The organism is Thiohalophilus sp. (genome assembly GCF_034521165.1).
In the GTDB taxonomy this organism is placed as follows: Bacteria; Pseudomonadota; Gammaproteobacteria; order UBA6429; family Thiohalophilaceae; genus Thiohalophilus.
This window is the reverse complement of sequence record NZ_JAXHMV010000016.1, coordinates 251834-269941: the sequence shown is the minus strand read 5'-3', so window position 1 is coordinate 269941 and position 18108 is coordinate 251834. Positions and strand designations below refer to the sequence as shown.

Annotated in this window: 15 protein-coding genes; 14 read left to right on the top strand and 1 reads right to left on the bottom strand. The window is 60.6% G+C overall.

Going from position 1 to position 18108, the window contains the following annotated elements:
* Positions 1-208 precede the first annotated feature (208 nt).
* The 9 genes from U5K34_RS15835 (at position 209) to U5K34_RS15795 (ending at position 11114) form a co-directional block, all read left to right on the top strand.
* On the top strand, positions 209-640 hold the full coding sequence (locus tag U5K34_RS15835) for a globin (RefSeq protein WP_322569374.1): 432 nt from the start codon (positions 209-211) through the stop codon (positions 638-640).
* Positions 641-986: 346 nt separating this feature from the next.
* Entirely contained in the window at positions 987-1622 is a 636-nt protein-coding gene (locus U5K34_RS15830; RefSeq protein ID WP_322569373.1) for a DUF2459 domain-containing protein, read from the top strand.
* 129 nt (positions 1623-1751) lie between these two features.
* Positions 1752-2498: a TVP38/TMEM64 family protein gene (locus U5K34_RS15825; protein WP_322569372.1), complete on the top strand. Its 747-nt coding sequence runs from the start codon at positions 1752-1754 to the stop codon at positions 2496-2498.
* Positions 2495-4744, top strand: a complete 2250-nt coding sequence (locus U5K34_RS15820) for a hypothetical protein (RefSeq protein WP_322569371.1) — start codon at positions 2495-2497, stop codon at positions 4742-4744. Before U5K34_RS15825 ends, U5K34_RS15820 begins: the two co-directional genes overlap by 4 nt.
* On the top strand, positions 4741-6027 hold the full coding sequence (locus U5K34_RS15815) for a glycosyltransferase (protein WP_322569370.1): 1287 nt from the start codon (positions 4741-4743) through the stop codon (positions 6025-6027). The genes U5K34_RS15820 and U5K34_RS15815 overlap by 4 nt, the downstream gene beginning before the upstream one ends.
* 39 nt (positions 6028-6066) lie before the next feature.
* Complete coding sequence (locus tag U5K34_RS15810; RefSeq protein WP_322569369.1) at positions 6067-8499, top strand: endonuclease/exonuclease/phosphatase family protein; 2433 nt, start codon at positions 6067-6069, stop codon at positions 8497-8499.
* Positions 8500-8757: 258 nt separating this feature from the next.
* Positions 8758-10110, top strand: coding sequence for a TrpB-like pyridoxal phosphate-dependent enzyme (locus U5K34_RS15805; protein WP_416224127.1), 1353 nt, complete (start codon positions 8758-8760; stop codon positions 10108-10110).
* 11 nt (positions 10111-10121) lie between these two features.
* Entirely contained in the window at positions 10122-10625 is a 504-nt protein-coding gene (locus U5K34_RS15800; RefSeq protein WP_322569367.1) for an acyloxyacyl hydrolase, read from the top strand.
* Positions 10626-10643: 18 nt separating this feature from the next.
* Positions 10644-11114 (top strand): cbb3-type cytochrome c oxidase subunit I, encoded by a 471-nt coding sequence (locus U5K34_RS15795; RefSeq protein ID WP_322569366.1) that lies wholly within the window; start codon positions 10644-10646, stop codon positions 11112-11114.
* Here U5K34_RS15795 and U5K34_RS15790 read toward each other — a convergent pair.
* The gene (locus U5K34_RS15790) at positions 11108-12298 is read right to left on the bottom strand and encodes a GGDEF domain-containing protein (RefSeq protein ID WP_322569365.1); all 1191 of its coding nucleotides are present in this window, start codon (positions 12296-12298) and stop codon (positions 11108-11110) included. The genes U5K34_RS15795 and U5K34_RS15790 overlap by 7 nt on opposite strands.
* Before the next feature lie 462 nt (positions 12299-12760).
* Here U5K34_RS15790 and U5K34_RS15785 point away from each other — a divergent pair, with 462 nt between their 5' ends.
* The 5 genes from U5K34_RS15785 (at position 12761) to U5K34_RS15765 (ending at position 17260) form a co-directional block, all read left to right on the top strand.
* Positions 12761-13126, top strand: coding sequence for a TusE/DsrC/DsvC family sulfur relay protein (locus U5K34_RS15785; protein WP_322569364.1), 366 nt, complete (start codon positions 12761-12763; stop codon positions 13124-13126).
* Positions 13127-13371: 245 nt separating this feature from the next.
* A complete protein-coding gene (locus tag U5K34_RS15780; protein ID WP_322569363.1) occupies positions 13372-14190 on the top strand; it encodes a DUF2189 domain-containing protein in 819 nt (272 codons plus the stop codon).
* A gap of 52 nt (positions 14191-14242) precedes the next feature.
* Positions 14243-15355 carry a GGDEF domain-containing protein gene (locus tag U5K34_RS15775; protein ID WP_322569362.1) on the top strand — a complete coding sequence of 371 codons (1113 nt, stop codon included), beginning with the start codon at positions 14243-14245 and terminating at the stop codon, positions 15353-15355.
* Positions 15356-15453: 98 nt separating this feature from the next.
* On the top strand, positions 15454-16356 hold the full coding sequence (locus U5K34_RS15770) for a patatin-like phospholipase family protein (protein ID WP_322569361.1): 903 nt from the start codon (positions 15454-15456) through the stop codon (positions 16354-16356).
* A gap of 10 nt (positions 16357-16366) precedes the next feature.
* Positions 16367-17260 carry a phospholipase A gene (locus U5K34_RS15765; protein WP_322569360.1) on the top strand — a complete coding sequence of 298 codons (894 nt, stop codon included), beginning with the start codon at positions 16367-16369 and terminating at the stop codon, positions 17258-17260.
* Positions 17261-18108: the final 848 nt, after the last annotated feature.

Sequence of the window (18108 nt, the reverse complement as noted above, 5' to 3'; positions counted from 1 at the left end):
AGTCCCCGGTAGCCCATCGACAGGTGATGGAAGATGTCGGCTACGATGCTGCAGTACCTGACCGCCGTTCTCTGTCTTTTTGATAGTTTACATTTTTGTGACGGGATCGCTGCCGTTGCCGCCTTACGGCGGCAGCGAGTTTTCGTATAATGCCGCCACGTGATCGGGTCGCCAGGCCCGTGATGTTCACAAATCATTCGAGGGTATTATGTCCGCAGGAAATTCCACGTCGTCCAACGGCGACAGTTACGACGATCTTCACCAGAGTTACGGCCGCTGTTTGCATAACGGGGGTTTCATTGAACGGTTTTACGCTATCTTTCTCGACAGCCACCCGGAAGTGAAAGTGGCTTTCGCCGGTACCGACTTCGATCGCCAGCGCCGCTTGTTGCGCCGTACCCTGTCCAACTCCATCATGTATGCCGCCGGTAGCGAGATCGTGAAACGGGAAGTGGACAAGATGGCCGAGATTCACAGCCGCCGCGGGCACGCACCGGTGCAGCCGCATCTCTATGATCACTGGCTCAACAGTCTGATCAAGGCTGTCGGCGAGTTTGATCCGCAGTTCGACGCGCAACTGGAGAATCGCTGGCGCGAGGCAATGGGTTGCATCATCGGGCACTTCTCCAGTCAATATTAAATAAAAGTTCTCAGTTCTCAGTTCTCAGTTCTCAGTTCTCAGTTCTCAGTACTCAGACACAGGCGTAGGTCAGGTTGCGCGTAGCGCTCACGTCTCGTCATTTTCCTGCGACCTGCAGGTAACGAGGCTTCTGCTACGGTTCAGGATGTCACGTAGGCTATCGCCAACGTGACCTACGAGACTTTGATTATTCATTCTTCGTGTCTTCGCGCCTTCGTGGTGAGACGTCCGTTCCTCGTCCCTCGTCCTCGTCCCTCGTCCCTGGGAACTGCTCAGATGCTATGCTGTGTCGATGAACCGTGCATGGGCATGTCGGCAGCGGAGACGGGCCTGGCTGTGGCCTATCGTGTCCAGCCTGTGGCTGGGCGCCTGTGCTTCGCCGCCTGCGGGATTATTTCCGCCGGCAGAGGACGAGCCGACGGTGGCGATCTGGCTGGTCAGCCATGGCTGGCATGCGGGCATCGTGCTCGAGCGCGCGGCCATCCCTCCCGGGCTGTTGCCCGAGCAGGCCGATTTTCCCGGGGTGCGTTATCTTGAGATCGGCTGGGGCGATCGGGCTTACTATATGCACCCGGATCCGCACTGGGGCATCCTGCTCAAGGCCGGATTATGGCCGACGGCCAGTGTGCTGCATGTGGTGGGCTTCAGCGAGCCGGTGAACAAAACGTTTCCACACAGCGAGGTGATTCGTATCGACCTCGGCGGTCAGGGGTTCGCGTCGTTGTGCCGGCATCTCGATAACCGCTTCGCCCGTGACAACGGATCGGCGGCCGCACTTCAACCGGGGCTGTACGGACAAAGCCGCTTTTATCTCTCGCGCGATAGCTATCATCTGTTCAACACCTGTAATGTCTGGACCGCGCGGGCCCTGCGCACCGCCGGCTGTCCCGTTATCCCGGCCTTCAATATCAGTGTCGAGAGTCTGCTCGATCATGTTGAATCGGCCTGTGGCACAAAAACCGGGACGAAGGAAGATAGTTAGCAGTTGGCAGTTAGCAGATTGGAGCGCGGAATCGCGCTCGTGGAGTGCTTCTACCGTTCTGCGAATTTTCAATGCTCGCCAGCGACAGCCAGCTATACTCTTTTGCACATACTCAGCAAAGACTTATACATGAGCGAGACACTAGCCAGGTCTGCAGCGCGCCGTTTCAGATCGCCGTTATGGGCCATGGCCGCGAGTATCCTGTTCGTCGGCGCCATCGTCGGGGCGCTGGTCTATTTTAATGTGCACGAGCAACTGCTGGTCCTGCTGCGCTGGGTGGAGGCGCAGGGCATGTGGGCGGCGATCCTGTTCATCCTGATCATGGCTGCCGTGGTGGTTCTGCTGCTGCCCGGCATCCTGTTCACGATCGGCGCCGGCTTTGTCTTCGGTGTGGTCGAGGGCTCGATCTATGTGGTCGTCGGAACGACCCTGGGGGCGGCGATCGCTTTTCTCGCCGCCCGTTATCTGTTTGGCCGGCGTGCCCGTCGCTTTGTCGTGGAACACAGTCGCCTGCGGGCGGTCAATCAGGAAATGGCCCGTCATGACTGGAAGGTCGTGCTGCTCACTCGCCTGATCCCGTTTTTCCCGAGCAAGATCTCCAACTATTTTTTCGGCCTGACCAGTTTTTCGTTTCGCGGCTATGTGGCGGGTTCACTGATCGGCTTCATCCCCTTCTCCGTGCATAACGTTTATCTGGGTTCCATCGCCGCCGATCTCGCCACCCTGACCGAACGGGAGATAGGCCGTACCCCACTGGAATGGACCTTCTACGCTCTGGGCTTTGTCGCCACCGTGGTGGCCGTGGTGTATTTCAATCGTCTCGCCCGCCGCGCACTCAATCGTTATTCACAGGAAACCGGAGAGGAACTGACGTGAGTTGGACCAAATGGTTGCCCCTGCGCTACATCATTCGCCGCGCCGCGCGCAGTCAGGGATTTCTTGATCCCATCGAACTGATGGCGCGGCTGCGCAGCTTCGCCCAGCCCTCCGAGGTGGGGGAACCGGTGGAACTGCTGCGCGCCGGCGTGGTCTTCCACGCCCGCGGTCTGATCAACAGCAAGGTCATCCAGCACAACCTGGACTGGGTGTGGCCCTACTGGATCGAGCGTCAATTCGATCCGCATGACGAGTCATTTATTCCGCGTGCCTTCTCGGTCTCGCACATCAACCTCACCCATCGCAACTGGACCGCGCTCGGCTATCCCGACTGCGAGGAGCTGGCCCTGGTGGATCCGCGCGGCCTGCTCACCCCCTTCTTCGACGGCTGGTCGCTGGATGCCTGGATCCTGACGGAGGACGGTCGCCGGTTGCTGCCCTCGCGTGCCAGGGAATGCGAACAGCGTCAGGACATGGCTGAGAACCTGTCCATCACCACCCGGACCCGGGCCGGGGGACTGACGCTCACCAGCAAGGCCGGCGTCGAAGCGGACGCCGGCAAATCCCTCTGCACAGTGCACCTGAACGCGCAGGCGGATGGCCCGGGCTGGCTGGTACTGGCACTGCGGCCCTACAACCCGGAGGGCATCAGCTTCATTCACAAGGTGACACTGTCCGCCGACCGTCAACGCTGGAGCCTCGACGACGGTCGCCACATCGATTTCAGCCAGGCCGCCGGGCGGCATCACACCTCGGACTATCGCGCCGGGGATGTCTTCCTCCATCTCGGGGAGCAGGCGGAACAGAACGAGGGCGTGTGCGATCTCGGACTGGTGACCGCCGCCGCGCTGTTTCCCCTTGATCGCGATGGCCGGGCCGAGCTCGATGTCCGCATCCCGCTCGAAGAGAGTGGGCCGGATCTTGAAGCGCCGTCCTGGTCCGGCGTCCGCGAGCAGGCCTGCCGCCTCGAATGCCCCGAGCCGCGCTACCAGTTTCTGTACGATGCGGCCGTGACCTCGCTCATCCTGCACTCGCCGCACGATGTGTATCCCGGCCCCTATACCTACAAACGTTTCTGGTTCCGCGACGCCGCCTTCATTATCCATGCGCTGCTGTGCCTGGGCCTCGACGACCGGGCCGAGCGGGCTTTATCCCGCTTTCCCGGGCGCCAGACGAGGCGGGGTTATTTCCGTTCGCAGGAAGGCGAATGGGACGCCAACGGGGAAGTGTTATGGATACTGTCGCGTTTCGAGCAGCTGACCGGCCGTAAACTCTCCTCCGACTGGCACACGCCCATACGGCGCGGTGCCCGCTGGATCATCCGTAAACGGCTGGACGACGATATCGAGGCGCCCCACGCCGGGCTGCTGCCGGCCGGTTTCAGTGCCGAGCATCTGGGGCCGAACGATTATTATTACTGGGATGACTTCTGGTGTATTGCCGGCCTGCGTGCCGCGCACGAACTCCTCGAGGATTCGGATGCCGCCAGCGGCGCCACGTTCGCCGAGGAGGCGCAACGCTTCGCCGCCGCCGTCGATCGCAGTCTGGCCCGCTGTGCCGAGCGTCTCGGCCGACCGGGCATGCCCGCGTCGCCTTACCGTCGTCTGGATGCGGGCGCCATCGGATCGCTCGCGGTCGGCTATCCCCTGCAGGATTGCGCGCCCGACGATCCCCGCCTGCTCGATAGCGTCGAGTTTTTGCTGGCCCACTGTTTTGTGGATGGCGCCTTCTTCCAGGACATGATCCACTCCGGCCTCAATGCCTATCTCACCCTGCACGTCGCCCAGATCCTGTTGCGCGCGGACGATCCGCGCTACCTCGAATTGATGGACACGGTCGCCGGGCTGGCGACATCCACCGGCCAGTGGCCCGAAGCCATCCATCCGCGCACCAAAGGCGGCTGCATGGGCGACGGCCATCATGTCTGGGCCTCTGCCGAATGGGTGATGATGATCCGCAACTGTTTCGTGCGCGAGGAAGGAACCCGTCTGATTCTGTGCGGCGGTGTGCCCGGGCGCTGGCTGGCACAGCCGCAACCCGTCCGTTTTGGTCCGGCACCGACCGCCTTCGGCACGCTCTCCGTCAGCCTGACCTCGTTGTCCCCGCAGGAGGTCCAGGTCGACTGGCAGGCCGACTGGCATGACAGCGCTCCGGGGATTGAAATCCGGCTGCCCGGGTTTGAACCGGTCAGCGCGCAACCCGGCACCAACACACTCCGGGTACGCAAGCAGGGTAACGCAACATGAATATCGTCATCTTCACCAACACCTTCACGCCCCATGTGGGCGGCGTGGCCCGCTCGGTGGAGGCCTTTACCGAGGAGTACCGCAAGCGCGGTCATCGGGTGCTGGTTATCGCGCCCGAGTTCGCCAATACGCCGGAGAACGAAACGGATGTGATCCGCGTGCCGGCGCTGCAGAATTTCAATGCCAGTGATTTCTCCGTGGCCCTGCCCATTCCCGCCGGGCTGAGCGACGCACTGGCGGCGTTTCAGCCGGACATCATTCACGCCCAGCATCCGTTTTTGCTGGGCATGACAGCGGTACGCCTGGCGCGCTACTTTCAGGTGCCGCTGGTGTTCACCCACCACACCCTGTATGAGCAGTACACCCATTATGTCCCCGGGGACTCGCCCCTGCTGAAACGGTTCGTGATTGAACTGGCCACTGATTACGCCAATCTGTCGGACCAGGTCTTCGCCCCCAGCGAAAGCATTCGCGATCTGCTGCTCGAGCGCGGTGTGACCCGCCCGGTCCGGGTGGTACCGACCGGCGTCTATGTGGAACGTTTCGCGCACGGCGACGGCGCGGCCTTTCGCAACGAGCAGCAGATTCCGCCCGGGGCGTTTGTGGTGGGTCACCTGGGACGCCTGGCGCCGGAGAAGAACCTGGCATTTCTGGCCGAGGCGGTGGCCGAATTCGTCAAACACCAGCGCAGTGCCTATTTTCTGGTCGTCGGCACCGGGCCTTCGGAACAGGCGATACGCGAGATCTTTTCCCGCGCCGGCATCGACGACCGGCTGCGGGTCTGCGGCACCCTGACGCATGAGCGACTCGCCAGCGCGCTGAACGCCATGAACCTGTTCGCCTTCGCCTCGAAAAGCGAGACCCAGGGCATGGTACTGACCGAGGCGATGGCGGCCGGCCTGCCGGTGGTGGCGCTGGATGCCACGGGCGCACGTGAAGTCGTACAGGATCGGGTAAACGGTCGGCTGCTGCACGAAGAATCCATCGCGGCCTTTGAGGGCGCACTGGAAGAGCTATCCCGTCTGTCGTCGCAGCAGATGCAGGAGCGGATCAGGGCGGCCCGGGAGACAGCGGCGGCTTTTTCCATGGAACGTTCAGCCGAAAATGCCCTGGAATGTTACCAGGCGCTGTGCGGGGAAACCCCGAAGCATAGCCCCGAAGAAGAGCGCGCCTGGGAACAGGTCATGGCGCGCATCAAGGCGGAGTGGGAGATCGTCTCGAGCTTCACCCGTGCCGGGGACAAGGCCCTCAGCGACCGCCACTCTACGGACGATAACCGGTGAACGGGTTGTCGCGAAAGAGACCGGCAGCCATATCAGTCAATGCTGGTTCGGATTGAAACCCGCCTGCGCCGGATCCGGCGTTACCTCAGCCGCAGCCACTGGCTGACCCGGCTGCTGGGCCTGCCGGTCTCGAAGGGACCGCCCACCCGGCCGGGGCTGGTCATGATCCAGATCGACGGACTTTCGCAGACCCGGCTGCGCCGCGCACTGGACAAGGGGGAACTGCCGTTTCTCAAACGCCTGATCGAGCAAGAACACTACCGGCTGCACACCCAGTACGCCGGGCTGCCTGCCACCACGCCGGCGGCGCAGGCGGAACTTTTCTATGGAGTGAGAACGGCGGTGCCGGCGTTCTCGTTCCGGGATCACGAGACCGGGCAGATCGTCCGTATGTATGAGCCCGAGGCCGCGACCCGGGTCGAGGCACGCCTGCGTCGCGAGGGGCAGACGCCCCTGCTGAAGGACGGCAGCGTCTATGCCGATAACTTTACCGGCGGCGCGCAAGAGGCGCACTTCTGTCCCGCGGCCCTGGGCTGGGGACCGGCACTGCGTTCGGCCAGGCCGCTTGCCCGGCTGTTTTTTCTGCTCAGCAATCTCTACAGCTTTCTGCGTATCGGCGTATTGCTGGGGCTGGAACTGGTGCTGGCCAGCGTCGACTTCGTCCGGGGCCTGTCACGCGGACGGGACTTCATCAAGGAACTCAAGTTCATCCCCACCCGGGTGGCCATCTCGATCCTGATGCGCGAGCTGTGCGTGATCGGCGGCAAGATCGACCTCCATCGCGGTCTGCCCATCATCCATATCAACTTTCTCGGCTACGACGAGCAGGCCCACCGACGCGGCCCCGACTCGCTGTTCGCGCACTGGACGCTCAAGGGCATCGACGACGCCATCGCCCGCCTGTGGCGCGCGGCCCACCGTGCGCCGTGGCGCCACTATGAGCTCTGGGTGTATTCCGATCACGGTCAGCATGGTGCACTGCCCTACGCGAAACTGCAGGGCGACAGCATAGAGTCGGCCGTCGACAAGGCGTTTGCGGCATTGACGATCACGGCCGTGCCGCGTGCGCCGGGTCAGCCGGACAGTATCCAGTACCAACGGGTGCGCCTGCTGGGAGGCAAACGCTTTCAGCGCCTGTTCCACGTTCCCGCGAGCGACAGCGACAGCCGGGCCGGCGGCGAACCGCAGGTGGCCGCGCTCGGGCCCGTCGGGTTCGTCTATCCGCCCCGCGAACTCGGCCCCGACGAGCGTGAACGGCTGGCCCGTGAACTGGTCCATCGCCATAGTGTGCCGGTGGCCCTGACCCTGGCGGCGCCGGGCCGGGTGCTGGCCTGGACCCGTGACGGGCAATACCGGCTGCCGGAGCAGACCGCCGGGTTGTTTGGCGACGATCACCCTTTCCTGGACGAGCTGGGCACCGATCTGATCAATCTCTGCGCCCACCGGGACGCCGGCGAGGTGATTCTGCTCGGCTGGCATGCCGGCGCCCGCCCGGTCACCTTCGCCATGGAAAACGGCTCCCACGCCGGCCCCACGCCCGAGGAGACAGAAGCCTTCTGTCTGTTGCCGCAGGATGCTCCCCTGCCTTCGTCCGGGAAACCCTATCTGCGCCACAGCGATCTTCGCCAGGCGGTATTTGACCTGCTTGGCGGGCGGCGCTCTGGGCCGGCGCCATCGTCCCGTCGGGATCCGGATCAGGCGGGACGGCGGCTGCGCATCATGACCTATAATGTTCACAGTTGTGTCGGCACGGACGGCAAGCTCGATCCCGGGCGCATCGCGCGGGTCATCGCGCTGCACGCGCCGGACGTGGTGGCGCTGCAGGAACTCGATGTGGGACGTCCCCGCACCGGCGGCGAGGACCAGGCAGAGCGCATCGCCCACCACCTGGAGATGGAATTTCATTTCCATCCGGCCATGCACCTGGAAGAAGAGCGTTATGGCGACGCCATCCTCACGCCGCATCCGATGCGGCTGGTCAAGGCGGCGGCCCTGCCCGGTCCCGGCCCCCGTTCAAGGGGCGAACCGCGCGGCGCCCTGTGGGTCTCGGTTCAGATCGAGGGCCTCTGGATCAATGTCATCAACACCCATCTGGGACTGCGGGCGGGGGAGCGGCTGATTCAGGCCGACGCCTTGCTGAGCGAGGAGTGGCTCGGCCACCCCGCGTGCCAGGGACCGACCATTCTGTGCGGGGATTTCAATGCCATGCCCGCCTCAAAGGTCTGCCGAAGGCTGCGCGAACGGCTCGAGGATGCCCAGCGTCAGCTGGCCGGCCATATCCCGCGCTCGACCTTTCCCAGCCGCTTTCCGCTGGCGCGCATCGATCACCTCCTGGTGGACACGTCGATCCGCGTCACCGATATCCGGATACCGTGCTCAAAACTGACCCGCGTGGCCTCGGACCATCTGCCGCTGATCGTCGATATCGAGATTGGCCCGCCGGCCGATGCGGCCGGTCAAAACGAGGTCTGATGGCAAATCACGGCAAGTGTGACGGAGGAGGTAGGAACAAAATCAACGACTCCCCGCAAAAGCGGGTAGTCTGATGTAAGACGATTGCCGGACACCGCGTTGCTATGTCCGGCCTACTCCTGATTACTAAGTACTAAGTACTAAGTACTAAGTACTAAGTACTAAGTACTAAGTACTAAGAACTCAGAACTCACTCTGCGGTTTGCCCCGCCGTTCGCATCGGGTAAGATTCTGTGAGGTCCACCAGCCGGAATAACAATAATGCAAACCAAAATCCTGCTCGACGAATCCGAAATCCCCACCGAGTGGTACAACGTGGTGGCCGATATGCCCAATGCGCCCTTGCCGCCGCTGGGGCCCGATGGGCAGCCGATCGGCCCCGAGGCGCTGAGCGCGATTTTCCCCATGTCGCTGATCGAACAGGAGGTGAGCGACCAGCGCTGGATCCCGATCCCCGAGCCGGTGCGCGAGGTGTACCAGCTGTGGCGGCCGTCACCACTGTACCGCGCCCATCAGCTGGAAGCGGCGCTGGGGACGCCGGCCAAGATTTACTACAAGTACGAGGGCGTCAGCCCGGCCGGCTCGCACAAGCCCAACACCGCCGTGGCCCAGGCCTATTACAACCGCGAGGCGGGCATCCGCCGCCTGGCCACCGAGACCGGCGCCGGGCAGTGGGGCTCGTCGCTGGCGATGGTGGGGCAGAAGTTTGGCATCGAGGTGCGGGTGTATATGGTGAAGGTGAGCTACGAGCAGAAGCCGTTTCGCCGCTCGATGATGCAGACCTGGGGCGCCGAGGTGCTGCCCAGCCCGACCGATCAGACCGCGGCGGGGCGCCAGATTCTGGCGAAGGATCCGAACTCGCCCGGCTCGCTGGGCATCGCCATCTCCGAGGCGGTGGAAGAGGCCGCCTCGCGCGAGGACACCAACTACGCGCTGGGCTCGGTTTTGAATCACGTGTTGTTGCACCAGACCGTGATTGGCCTGGAGGCCAAAAAGCAGTTCGAGAAAGTCGGCGATTACCCGGACATGGTCTTCGCCCCCTGCGGCGGCGGCTCCAACTTCGGCGGCGCGGCCTTCCCGTTTTTCGCCGACAAGGCGGCCGGCAAGCCGGTGCGGCTGGTGGCGGTGGAACCGGCCTCCTGCCCGACCCTGACCCGCGGCCATTACGCGTATGATTTCGGCGACTCGGTCGGCCTGACCCCGCTGATGAAGATGTACACTCTGGGCCACGATTTCGTGCCGCCGGGCATTCACGCCGGCGGTCTGCGCTATCACGGTGACTCGGCGCTGGTCTCGCAGCTTTATAATGAAGGGCTGATCGAGGCGGTGGCGGTACCGCAGCTGGCCACCTTCGAGGCCGGGGTGCAGTTTGCCCGTAGCGAGGGCATCATTCCCGCGCCCGAGTCCAACCACGCCATCCGCGCGGTGATCGACGAGGCCAACCGCTGCAAGGAAAGCGGCGAGGCGAAGACCCTGTTCTTCAACCTCTCCGGCCACGGCCACTTCGACATGGGCTCCTACGACAAGTATTTCAGCGGCGAGCTGGAAGACTTCGAATACCCGGCCAACGCCATCGATCAGGCGCTGCACCACCTGCCGAAGGTCGGCTGATCGGCCGCGCCATGCTCGGGCGGCCTGTCCTGCTTGTGCTGCTGAGTAGTATCGGCGGCGGAGCCGCTGCCGCCGATCAGCTGGCACTGGCGGTGGGCAAGGGCAGCGAAAACAGCGACGTGTGGCGTCTGGCCTGGCAGCGCCCCTGGCACTGGCAAACGTCTTTCGCCGGGAACGGCTTCCTGTCCGGGTTTCACGCCCTGTCGTTTAATCGCTGGCGCAAAGACAATGAGTCGATCACGGCACTGGGTTATTCGCCGGTATTCACCTGGCGTCGCGGGTCCTCGCCCTGGTATCTGCAGGGCGGCATTGGCGTGGCGTATCTGGATCGGACCCGGATCGCCGGGCGGATTCTGAGCAGTCACTGGCAGTTCGAGGATCAGCTGGGCATCGGCTGGCAACGGGGCCGTTACGATCTGGGCCTGGTCTATCGACATTATTCCAACGCCGGTTTCAGCAAACCCAATCACGGTATCGATCTGGTATTGTTTTCCTGTGCCCTGCAACTGGATTGAACCTGTTATGAGTGAGCGATGACCGAACTGCCAAGACGATTTGTCAAAACCGCGTTTGTGTTTTTAATCCTCGGCCTGTTGCTCGGTGGCTGGATGTTGCTGCGCCGCGAGCTGTACGGCGAGTGGCCGCATCCCTATCTGATCTCGGCCCATACGCACATCATGTTCGTCGGTTTTGTGATGTTCATGATTCTCGGCGTGGCGTTGTGGCTGTTTCCCAAACCCTCCCGCGACGATCCCCGTTACCGGGAGAACGTGATTCGGTGGGTTTACTGGCTGTTGCTGGGCGGGACGTTGTTGCGCTTCGGCGGCGAGCTCTGGCGCGGTATGGATGATGTTTCATTGCTGGCCTGGGCGGTGATCGCCGGCGGATTTTTACAGATAGGCGCTATCGTGCTGTATATCTGGACCATGTGGAAACGCATTCGCACGACCACCGGCTACAAGCGACAGCGGGTATCGCGCGAGGCATTGCACGACGATCAGTGAACGCTGGCGTGGCTGATGCGGTTTTTGCCGGCCCGCTTGGCACTGTAGCAGGCGTGGTCGGCGCGCCTGAGCAGCTGGTCGAAATCCCTGATTTGCCCGTCGAATGCGGCGATGCCGATGCTGCAGCCTTCGTTGCGAATCGTCTGGCCGTTATAGACGATAGTGCAGTTGTTGATGCTGGTGCGGATGCACTCGGCGATGGCGCCGGCTTTCTCCAGGGTGCAGTTTTCCAGTAGTACAGCGAACTCGTCACCGCCGATGCGTGCCAGGGTGTCGTTTTTGCGGATGCAGGCGTCGGCGCACCGGGCAATGGCCCGCAAAAATTCATCACCGAGAAAGTGACCGTAGGTATCGTTGATTGGCTTGAAGTTATCCAGATCGATATAGATCAGTGCGTGTTTGGGTTCGGAAAGTTGGTTGTCTCCGAACAGCTGGTTAACACGATGTTCCAGAAAACGCCGATTCCAGATATTGGTCAGCGAATCATGGGTGGCCTCCCAGCTGAGCAGATCGGCGCGATCGATCAGGCGTGATTCGATATGGCCAAGCCGGCGCAGGGAATAGATCATCAACAGGGTGATGAGTAACGCCAGCCCCGCACCGACAGCGATGATGATGCGCAGGGAGTTCTCAAACCCGTCATTGGCGGCCTTGCGTGCTCGCTCGGCATTGGCACGAATCAGGCGGTTGAGTTCGTCAAACCCTTGCCAGAGCCGGGTTTCCATCGGCATATCTTCGTACATGATGTCATGCAGAACCCGATCGTCGCCGCCGTTATAGATACGCTGTACAATTGATTCCTGCAGGGGCTGGGTTTTGTTAATCAGGGCCAGGCACCGATCCAGCTCGGCCTGTTCGTCCGGTGACAGCGGCAGTTCTTTGAGACGATCGCGCAGCTGGATAAACCGGGGTGCCATGGCGTGAAAGTGCATGTACTGTTCATCGATATGCCAGACATCCTCGGACAGATGCATTTTTAACATTATCAGGGAACGATCGCGGACGATCTGCGACATCTGGGTGATGATATCGAGCTTGCGGTTATGAACATCATTGATCGTTGAGAGGGTGTTGTTCAGCCGGTTGAAATAGAACAGGTTGACGAAAACCAGTACCATGACAAACAGCAGAACCACCGCGGCGTTAACGACCAGGATCTGCCTGGACTCGAGCTTTTTGCGCATGCGGAATAGTTGATTAAATTGTTTGGTTTAGTGATGGCGGAATTTTTTTGTGAAAAACCGTTTATCGGCACATGACCGGCGGAATCGTCTATTTATTATACAATGCTTATGCCAGGACTCACCAGCGGACAGAGCACAACCAATGATCGGTATACGCTGGTTTACGCAATTAAGTGACAGAAAAAGTGCTACTTTGCGGTGCTCCTTTCGATCGAACACCCAGTACGGGTAAAGGGGCACGAGAGCCTGGTTAAAAGTTCAGCAGCGGCATTGCTGCCGGGGCGGACCCGGCGTAGCCGGATTCAGCATTAAGATTTATCAATGCACAGGATTCCGCGGGCGTTAGGATTTAGCACCAGATAGAATTTGAACTAGACTTGAATCAGGGGCTGCCAATGTGTGCCCGGCGGATGATTCAGACAAGCTTCCCTGAAGATGATGTACACGCAAGGAGATAAGTTGATGAACGATATGACCAATAAAGAAAAACGGGAAAACGTACTTGGCATTCATGATGATGAGGCAGTTGAGAAGTTTCGGGACTGGGACGAGAGCAAGGCCGAAGAGGCTGCCAAAGAACTCGGTATCAGCCTGACGGATGATCACTGGAAGGTGATCAAATTCATGCGTGTGCACTATGAAAACAACGGTCAGTTGCAGCATGCCCGGGAGCTGACCGAGGCGCTTAACGAACGCTTCGAGGACGAGGGCGGTTCGCGCTGGCTGTATCGACTGTTTCCCAACGGTCCCGTCAATCAGGGAACCCGCATCGCCGGGGTTCCGGCGCCGGCCGACGTGACCGATCCCCACTTTGGTTCGGTGCAGTAAGTTCCGCCCGGTTAACGGACCCGCGACCCCGCCACCTGCCGTGTGCAGCCGGCGGGGTTTTTGTTGGTCCGGGTGGGACAAACGGCACCTTGAACATAGCGTTATTTGGAATAAGCTTATGAGGATAGTGGCAATACGGGATCCGGCTCCGCCGCCGACGTTGCGGTCGCGTCTGGCCCTTGACATGTTTGCACTGTAATCCCGTTGAAGTGCCGGTGGGCCTGGCGATAAACCCAGGGACGATCATGAACTCACACTCACAATCAACATCTGAATCGAACCCAACGCCACCGGACGAACTGCCGTTTGTCGCGCCGTGCCGCCAGCTGGATGCGCTGGCGCCGTTACGCTGGTTGGAACTGGGCTGGCGGGATCTGCGCCGGGCACCGGGGCCGAGTCTCAGTTACGGCGTGGCGGTGCTGGCGATCAGTTACGGGATCAGCGCGATTGCCTGGCATTACGGCAGTGTTTATCTGCTGCTAGCGATGCTGTCGGGGTTTATTTTCATCGGCCCGGTGATGGCGGTAGGGCTCTATTCCATCAGTCGTCAGTTGCAGGCCGGACGCCAGCCGGTGCTGGGTTATTGTTTGCGTGAGGGACGCCGGCATCTGGGTAATCTGCTCGTGTTTGCGGTGATCCTGCTGGTGGTGTTTCTGGTCTGGGCGCGGGCCGCATCTATGGTGCATGTCTTTTTCCCGATGGATGCCGATCCGGAGCTGACCGACTTTGCCCTGTTTCTGGGGGTGGGGACGGCGGTGGGGACCCTCTTCGCCGCAGTGATCTTTTGTGCCAGCGCCTTTTCCCTGCCGATGTTGCTGGATCGCCGCGCGGATACGGTGACGGCGGTGCTGACCAGTATCAATGCGGTCTTGCGCAACAAGCCGGCCATGTTGTTCTGGGCGGCGCTGATTGTAGCAATCGTCCTGGCCGGGTTTGCCACGGGCTTGCTGGGGCTGGCGCTGGGCATGCCGGTGGTCGGTCACGCAACCTGGCACGCCTATCAGGAAACGATCGATGCTTCGGCCTGGCCGCGCAATGACGCTGCAATTCAAGAGAATACTTAACTAGCCGATACAGGGAAAGTGCCTCCTATGGCACGAGAATTCTGTGATTGGCATGGCAAAATTTCCGACACCCCTGAGACTGTTGCACTGGTGGGCAAGCCACGGTGTCAGCGAAGACGACAGCGATGATCTGCGCCTGAAAAAAGAGGTGATGACCATCGTCTCCTCGGCAATCGCCTTGCTGGCGATCGGCTGGGGAGCGTTGTACGCCGTCACCGGCTATCCCTGGTCGGGCGCGATTCCCTGGAGTTACAGCGTGATCGTGCTGATCAGCACGTTGCATTTTTTTTACAGCAAGCAGTTTGACTTTTTTCTCATCAGCCAGCAGTGGTTGATTCTGTTGTTGCCCTTTTTTCTGATGTGGAGCCTGGGCGGCTTTGCCAACGGCAGCGCCGTGATGATCTGGGCCTTTTTCGCGCCGTTGGCCGCCCTGTTCTTTATCGATCTGCGTGAGGCCGGCCGCTGGATGCTGGTCTTTTTGATGCTGCTGGTTCTGTCGGCGTTGCTGGATCCGTGGCTGGCCGAACGGGTCCGGCCCATGCCGCAGTGGCTGAATACCCTCTATTTTCTGATGAATCTGGGGCTCGGGTTTTCGCTGATCGCGCTGATGCTCTATTACTTTGTCAAGGATCGTGAACGGGCCTATCAGCAACTGCAACAAAGCCAGGTGCACATCGAGCAGCTGTTACTCACCGATGATTTGACCCGGGTGGACAATCGTCGCAGCCTCAACGAGCGACTGCAGGAGGAGCTGGCGCGGGCGGTGCGTTACGGCTCGCCGCTGTCGATCATCATGATCGACGCCGATCACTTCAAGGCCATCAACGATCAGCACGGCCATGCCGTGGGTGATGAGGTCCTGGTAGCCCTGGCCCGGACCCTGCAGGAATGTGTTCGTGGCAGTGATTTTCTGGCCCGTTACGGCGGTGAAGAGTTCATGATCCTGCTGCCCGAAACCGGGCGCGACGGGGCGGCGTCCATGGCCGAACGCATGCGCGAGGCACTTTGGGCGCTGCGGGTGGAGCCGCTGGAATCGGGGCTGACTGCCAGCTTCGGTGTGACCGAAATGCATGAGTCGGATGATGCCGATCGCCTGATCCAGCGGGTGGACGCGGCGATGTACAAGGCCAAGGACAGCGGACGCGATCGGGTCTGTATTTTATAAGCATCCTGGCGCATGATGTGACTGTGTTACCCGGCGCGGCGGTCTTCGGCTGTCTGACCGCGGCGAAAGTCACAGTTTGAACATGGACAGGTGAAAACATGAGTCACAGCGAGCGGGAGCTTTCCCTGGTACTGGGCAGCGGCGGCGCGCGCGGACTGGCGCAGATTGGCGTGATTCGCTGGCTGGAGAAAAACAGCGATTTTCATATCCGTTCCATCGCCGGTTCCTCCATGGGCGGGCTGATTGGCGGGATTTACGCTGCCGGCAAACTGGACCTGTATGAGGAGTGGGTTACCCAGCTGAGTAAATACGATGTGCTGCGTCTGCTCGATTTTGCCTTCAGCCGCAGCGGTCTGTTCAGTGGCGAGCGCATCATGGGCAAGCTCGAGGAGATGCTGGGCGATGTGAATATCGAGGACCTGCCCATTACCTTCACCGCCGTGGCCACCGACATCGAGTCCGGCCGCGAGGTATGGTTGACCAGCGGTTCCCTGTTCGAGGCCATTCGCGCTTCGATTGCCATTCCAACGGTCTTTACCCCGGTCAAACGCGATGGGCGCCTGCTGGTCGACGGCGGACTGCTCAATCCGGTACCGGTGGCACCGACCTTGCGTGACAGTACCAGTATGACGGTCGCGGTCAGTCTCAGCGGGCGCAGCGAGGAGGCGCTCGAACAGACAGAGTCCGAGCCTGAATCGCAAACCAGCGATCAAAACCGTTATCGCCGCGCTATCGGTCAGTTTATCGAGGGATTGCAGGAAAAACTGGGTCTGAGCGATAACCTGGAATCGGCGATCGATGTATTCGACATCATCTCCCGCTCCATCGAGTCAATGCAAAACAGTATCGCCCGTTTTCGCATAGCCGGTTATAACCCGGACCATCTGATCGATATCCCGGTGAATGCCTGTGGTATTTTCGAGTTTCATCGGGCTCAGGAAATGATTGACCTGGGTTACGAGCGGGCCGAACGGGAGCTGGGTGACATTCGCCGACGCTGAAATTTTTACTATGAATGATTTCGTTTCGAGCCGGTGGTTGTTCACTGGTCTGCTGTTGTTCGGGAGTCTGCTGCCTGCCGCGGTGATGGCGCAGGAACAGGCGGCGGATAAGCCGGCTTCGCCACTGGATAAACGGATGCGCATCGAACGTGAAACCCGATATCAGCCGTTTGTCCTGACCCCGCATAAACCCAATTACCTGTTGCCGCTGACCTATAACAGCAATCCCAATCAGGCACCCTTCGATCCGCAGCAGGACGGGACGATCGAAGAGCCCGAGGTCAAATTTCAGATCAGCATCAAGATGCCGGTGACGGATGAGATTTTTGGCGATCGTGTCACGCTATATGCTGCCTACACCAACCAGTCCTACTGGCAGGCCTATAACGATGACAACTCGCATCCGTTTCGCGAAACCAATCATGAGCCGGAGCTGTTCCTGGCCATACAGAACGATTGGCAGTGGGCCGGGTTTACCAACCGGTTGATCTTTTTGGGGATCAGTCATCAGTCCAACGGCCAAAATGGTGACAAGTCACGCAGCTGGAATCGCCTGTACGCCGATTTTATGTTTGAGCGGGGCGATTTTTATCTCAGCTTCAAGCCGTGGTTGCGCCTTGAAGTGCCGGATGCCGAGGATGACAACCCGGACATCGAAGATTATATGGGTCACGGCGAGTTGCGGCTGGTCTATGCTTCGGGCGATCACACTGTTGGACTGCGGCTGCGTAACAATCTGCAATCTGATAACCGCGGTGCCGTGGAGCTGAACTGGAGCTTTCCCATGAGCCGACGGGCCAAGTGGTTTATCCAGTACTTCGACGGTTACGGCGAAAGTTTGATCGATTACAACGCCCGGGTTAAGCGCCTGGGCATCGGTATCGCGCTGACGGACTGGCTGTAAAAAACAGTGCCGAGGAAAACATCCTGGGAATATTGCAGGAGCACCTCCAGCGCGACAGGTCGTGCAGTCCGATAGACTGTCGCGGCTGAAAGCCCCTCCCACAATCACAAAATAAACCTTTACTTGTGGGAGCGGGCTTCGACCGCGACGGTGCCAATTACGACAATATCGGCTTCGACAATCGCGCCCGTGGGGCGCTCCTACAAGTGGTGTAGGTCACGCTGGCGATAGTAGTAGTTGGGCCGCTGGGAAATAACGCAGAGGACGCAGAGTCGCGGAGGCGCAGAGTACATTTATTGTGGCACCTTCGCTGACCTGAAAGTGGTTCTCCGCGTCTCTGCGACTCCGCGAGCTCCGCGTTTAACACCGGTGCCTGATATGAGTCGCACAGGTCACGCTGGCGATGGCTTGCGAGACTAAGTACTAAGCCGGGCCGCTGGGAAATAACGCAGAGGACGCAGAGTCGCGGAGGCGCAGAGTCTATATGTTTTGTGCTTTCGCCGATCTGAAAGTGGTTCTCCGCGTCTCTGCGACTCCGCGAGCTCCGCGTTTAACACCGGTGCCTGATATGAGTCGCACAGGTCACGCTGGCGATGGCCTGCGAGACTAAGTACTAAGCCGGGCCGCTGGGAAATAACGCAGAGGACGCAGAGTCGCGGAGGCGCAGAGTCTATATGTTTTGTGCTTTCGCCGATCTGAAAGTGGTTCTCCGCGTCTCTGCGACTCCGCGAGCTCCGCGTTTAACACCGGTGCCTGATATGAGTCGCACAGGTCACGCTGGCGATGGCCTGCGAGACTAAGTACTAAGCCGGGCCGCTGGGAGATAACGCAGAGGACGCAGAGTCGCG

What these genes read in the sequence shown, in the direction of transcription:
- U5K34_RS15835 (WP_322569374.1), top strand. Translation starts at nt 209, where the DNA reads ATGTCCGCAGGAAATTCCACGTCGTCCAACGGCGACAGTTACGACGAT.
- U5K34_RS15825 (WP_322569372.1), top strand. Translation starts at nt 1,752, where the DNA reads ATGAGCGAGACACTAGCCAGGTCTGCAGCGCGCCGTTTCAGATCGCCG.
- U5K34_RS15815 (WP_322569370.1), top strand. Translation starts at nt 4,741, where the DNA reads ATGAATATCGTCATCTTCACCAACACCTTCACGCCCCATGTGGGCGGC.
- U5K34_RS15810 (WP_322569369.1), top strand. Translation starts at nt 6,067, where the DNA reads ATGCTGGTTCGGATTGAAACCCGCCTGCGCCGGATCCGGCGTTACCTC.
- U5K34_RS15800 (WP_322569367.1), top strand. Translation starts at nt 10,122, where the DNA reads ATGCTCGGGCGGCCTGTCCTGCTTGTGCTGCTGAGTAGTATCGGCGGC.
- U5K34_RS15795 (WP_322569366.1), top strand. Translation starts at nt 10,644, where the DNA reads ATGACCGAACTGCCAAGACGATTTGTCAAAACCGCGTTTGTGTTTTTA.
- U5K34_RS15790 (WP_322569365.1), bottom strand. Translation starts at nt 12,298, where the DNA reads ATGCGCAAAAAGCTCGAGTCCAGGCAGATCCTGGTCGTTAACGCCGCG.
- U5K34_RS15785 (WP_322569364.1), top strand. Translation starts at nt 12,761, where the DNA reads ATGAACGATATGACCAATAAAGAAAAACGGGAAAACGTACTTGGCATT.
- U5K34_RS15780 (WP_322569363.1), top strand. Translation starts at nt 13,372, where the DNA reads ATGAACTCACACTCACAATCAACATCTGAATCGAACCCAACGCCACCG.
- U5K34_RS15775 (WP_322569362.1), top strand. Translation starts at nt 14,243, where the DNA reads ATGGCAAAATTTCCGACACCCCTGAGACTGTTGCACTGGTGGGCAAGC.
- U5K34_RS15770 (WP_322569361.1), top strand. Translation starts at nt 15,454, where the DNA reads ATGAGTCACAGCGAGCGGGAGCTTTCCCTGGTACTGGGCAGCGGCGGC.
- U5K34_RS15765 (WP_322569360.1), top strand. Translation starts at nt 16,367, where the DNA reads ATGAATGATTTCGTTTCGAGCCGGTGGTTGTTCACTGGTCTGCTGTTG.